We start from the raw sequence: 3,818 nt of genomic DNA on the forward strand, positions 1-3,818 counted from the left end.
AACGGGTCGGAAGGCGGGCTGGTGGCGCAGGTCACGTTGCCGCGTCGATAGGGCGAGGGGCTCGGAGCGATCGTTGGCACTGCTCTGTTTCACGCTTGATACAGATTGCTCACAAAGTGGAAACAGCGTGTGCTTATAGTCGTTCCACGCCCTTCAATCCCTTTCGGCAGACCTCGTCATGAAAATATTCACGGCTCAGCTTTCGACGGAAACCAATACCTTTGCCCCGTGCCCGACCGGATGGGGCGGCTTCGAAGAGTTCACCATTTTTCATGGCGACGCGAGTGTGCGCGAGCCCGATGGCATGGGGCATGTGCTTGCGGAAGTGCGGCGCCTCGCGGAGAGCGACGGTCACGAAATCGTTGAAGGTCTGTGTGCCGAAGCCCAGCCGTCCGGCCGCACGATTCGTGCGGTCTACGCGTCCCTGAGAGACGAAATTCTCGATGGCTTAAAGGCTGCGTTGCCGCTGGATGCCGTGATTCTGCTGCTGCACGGCGCGATGGTAGCGGAGGGGTACGACGATTGTGAAGGCGATCTGCTCGCCGGCGTTCGCGCCATTGTCGGCCCCGACGTGCCGATCTCGGTCACGCTCGACCCGCACTGTCACTTCACGCAATTGATGAAGGCATCGGCAGATGTCTTGATTGCGTACAAGGAGTATCCGCATGTCGATGCCGTCGATCGGGCGCGCGAAGCCTATCGGCTGGCGCTCGAGATGGCTGCCGGACGCATCCGCCCGACGATCGGCGTGTCGGACTGCCGGATGGTCGGTGCCTGGCACACCACCGGCGAACCGATGGCGGGGTTTGTTCGGCGCATGAAGTCGTTTGAAGGACGCGACGGCGTGCTGTCGGTGTCGCTCGGCCACGGGTTCCCATGGGGCGACGTGCCGGAAGCCGGCGCGAAACTCTGGGTGGTGACGGACGACGATCCCGCCAAGGCCGAGGCGCTGGCGGCGCAACTGGCGCGCGAGTTCTGGGAACTGCGCGACGCGACACGCCCCGCATGGCTCGATATCGATGCCGGACTGGATCGAGCGCTGGCGGTCGACGGCGGCCCGGTCGTACTGGCGGATGTCGCGGACAATCCTGGCGGTGGCGCGCCGTGCGACAGTACGTTCATTCTGCGTCGCGTGATCGAGCGACGGATTGCCAATGTTGCGATCGGGTGCTTCTGGGATCTCGGTGCCATTCAGATCTGCAAGGACGCGGGTGTCGGGGCAACGTTGAATCTGCGCATCGGCGGTAAATGCAGTGTGTACTCGGGGGACCCGGTGGACCTGCGCGTCACGGTGCGCAGTGTGGTCGAGCGGCATACGCAAAGCATCATGGGTCTCGAGCAGCCGCTCGGCCGGGCGGTGTGGGTAGAAGCGGACAACGGGCTCGACATCGCGCTGATCTCGGTTCGCACCCAGGTGCTGGGCGTGGATGCATTCACCGGCCTTGGCATCGACTTTGCCGGCAAGAAGCTGGTGGTCGTGAAATCGACGCAGCATTTTCAAACCGAATTCGCGCCGCGTTCGAAGGCCATCTTTCATGTCGCTGCGCCCGGTGCGCTCACGGTGAACTTCGCCGAACTGGACTATCGGCACCGTGACCTCAACTACTGGCCGCGCGTGTCGAATCCGTTTGCGTCGGCGATGTGAATACGTGCCGGCGCTGTTCGGCGCCGGCACGCATCAGGCATCGGCGTGCACCCGCGTGAAGGCCAGATGCCGGGTGCGCGGCGTATCGACGCGAAAGCCGGTGATGTTTGCGCGCGTTGCATCGCGGGTCAACGTGACGATTCCGGTCATGACGTCCACTGGATCGACCGGCGCCAGCCGGAAGGCATCGTGGGCCAGCGGCGTGAGGCGGTAGTCGCAACGGCCCACCGCGCCGTGCATGCGAAGAACGAGGGTTTCGTTGTCGAGTCGAATGACGGCGTGGGCGTGGGCATCGTGGCTTGCGAATGTGCCGGACATCGCGGCGGCGAGAGGCGGCGTCATCGCGGGTGCTTCGCCGAGGCGTGCGAACGTGTCGACATGGCCGCAATGCACGATGCGCAGGCTGGAGAGATCGTCCGGTGTGCAAGACGATCCCCACCGCAACGCCAGCGGCCCGTCGCCGCCCGCTTCGACCTGGACGTCGTTCAGGCCGTCGGCGCTGTCGTAGAGCGTCATCGGCGGCCTGGGGCAAAGCGGCCCCGCCAACACCAGCGCGCCGTCGTGATCTTCCAGTGCATACACGGCGCCGGTGCGGGACGACCGGTAACTGCCGAGGCGCGCCACATGATCGGCGGCGCGCGCCGCGACAGGCGGGCCATCGCCACTCAGGTCGTCCGCCAGCACGATGTCGACGACACGCTTCGACAGTTCGAGCGGTGCGTCGAGCGCGCCGTTGCTGAGCAATACGACGTCAAGCCCGTGCGCCACCGACACCAGCATCTGGCACGTTCCACCGACGACGCCACCGGAATGTTGGATCAGCTCGACACCTCGATAGAGACTCTGCGTGAGACCGAGCGAGTATCGGCTACGCTGACCGCTGGAGAACACGGGCAACGCCAGCATCTGGATCCAGGTATCGGCGTTGCCGACGATCTTGTCGCGGCATCGCAGGTGCGCGGTCCATCGCAGCATGTCGTCGACGGTCGAGACGATCGAGCCTTCACCCAGCAGTTCCCACGTCGGAAAGATACCGCGCCGGAATCCGCCATCGCTGCCACGAATATGCATCGTCGCGATGCCGTGCTCGAGTGTCATGTCGTTGGGTACGCTCGCGGTGTCGTGCATGAGCAGAGGAGCGAAGAGATGGGTCGCGACGAATGCGGCGAACCGCATCCCGCTCGCACGTTCGACGGCGAGCGAAAGCAGGTGATAGCCGCCGTTCGAATACATCATGCGTTCTCCGGGCGGAAAATTTTCGTCGCGTTGACGTTGCTGCGACGCCAGGAACGCGCCAGGCGGTGACATGGCGAGACCCTGCGTCAGTAGCGCCAGGTCCAGTGCGCATCGCTGCCCGCCGCGATGCGACATCAACTGCCGCAGCGTCGGTCGGCCCGCGGCCGGCGGCAGTTCCTGCAGATACGCGCCGATGGGGGTGTCGGCGTCGAGCGCGCCGCGCTCGCACAGGAGCAGCACGGCGAGGCAGGTGAAATGCTTGCTGACCGAGCCGATGCGCATGCGTGTGGCCGGCGTGTTGGCGATGCCGTGTTCGAGGCTGGCCATGCCGAAACCGCGCCGATACAGCAGTTGGCCGCGATGGACGATGCCGGCGATCAATCCGGGTGCATCGGCGTGGTGATAACGCGCGAACAGTGCGTCGAGCTGCGTCGTCGTGGTGGATGAATCCGATGTCATGTCGATAGCTCAGTGAGAGGAAGCAGGGACGCTCGCGTGGCCCCAGGCTTGGGGTGGGCAGTGCAGCAGGCCGTCGATGTAGGCGACGCCCGGCTCGCGATCGCGGGCGAGGAAGATCGGTCCGTCGAGATCGACGCGATCACACAGTTGCCCGAGCAGAAAGGCGGGGGCGATCGCCAGCGACGTGCCTGCCATGCAACCGACCATCACGGACAGGCCGGCTTCGCGTACACGCGTGGCAAGGTCGAACGCGCGCGTCAGGCCGCCGCATTTGTCGAGCTTGAGGTTGACGATGTCGTAGCGGCGCGCGACCGTGGGCAGGTCGCCGAGATCCTGAAACGATTCGTCGGCCGCGAGCGGGATCGGACAGTCGATATGTTCGAGACAGGCGTCTGCACCGATCGCAAACGGCTGTTCGAGCATGCCGACATCGAGCCGTTGCAGCACGGGGAGCATCGCGTCGAAGTGCGCGCGCGAC

General features: G+C 64.9%; 3 protein-coding genes. 1 reads left to right on the plus strand and 2 read right to left on the minus strand.

The window, feature by feature from the left end:
- Positions 1 to 178: 178 nt before the first annotated feature.
- Positions 179 to 1,645: a M81 family metallopeptidase gene (locus tag JYJ84_RS30825; RefSeq protein ID WP_122944927.1), complete on the plus strand. Its 1,467-nt coding sequence runs from the start codon at positions 179 to 181 to the stop codon at positions 1,643 to 1,645.
- A 33-nt stretch (positions 1,646 to 1,678) separates the two neighbouring features.
- Here JYJ84_RS30825 and JYJ84_RS30830 read toward each other — a convergent pair whose 3' ends face one another.
- Together JYJ84_RS30830 and JYJ84_RS30835 are read right to left on the minus strand one after the other, a co-directional pair.
- Positions 1,679 to 3,340 (minus strand): serine hydrolase, encoded by a 1,662-nt coding sequence (locus tag JYJ84_RS30830; RefSeq protein ID WP_122944928.1) that lies wholly within the window; start codon positions 3,338 to 3,340, stop codon positions 1,679 to 1,681.
- Positions 3,341 to 3,349: 9 nt separating this feature from the next.
- The coding region (locus tag JYJ84_RS30835) for an enolase C-terminal domain-like protein (RefSeq protein WP_275890751.1) at positions 3,350 to 3,818 on the minus strand (469 nt) is incomplete at its 5' end.

This window comes from Burkholderia sp. LMG 13014 (assembly GCF_905232215.1).
In the GTDB taxonomy this organism is placed as follows: Bacteria; Pseudomonadota; Gammaproteobacteria; order Burkholderiales; family Burkholderiaceae; genus Burkholderia.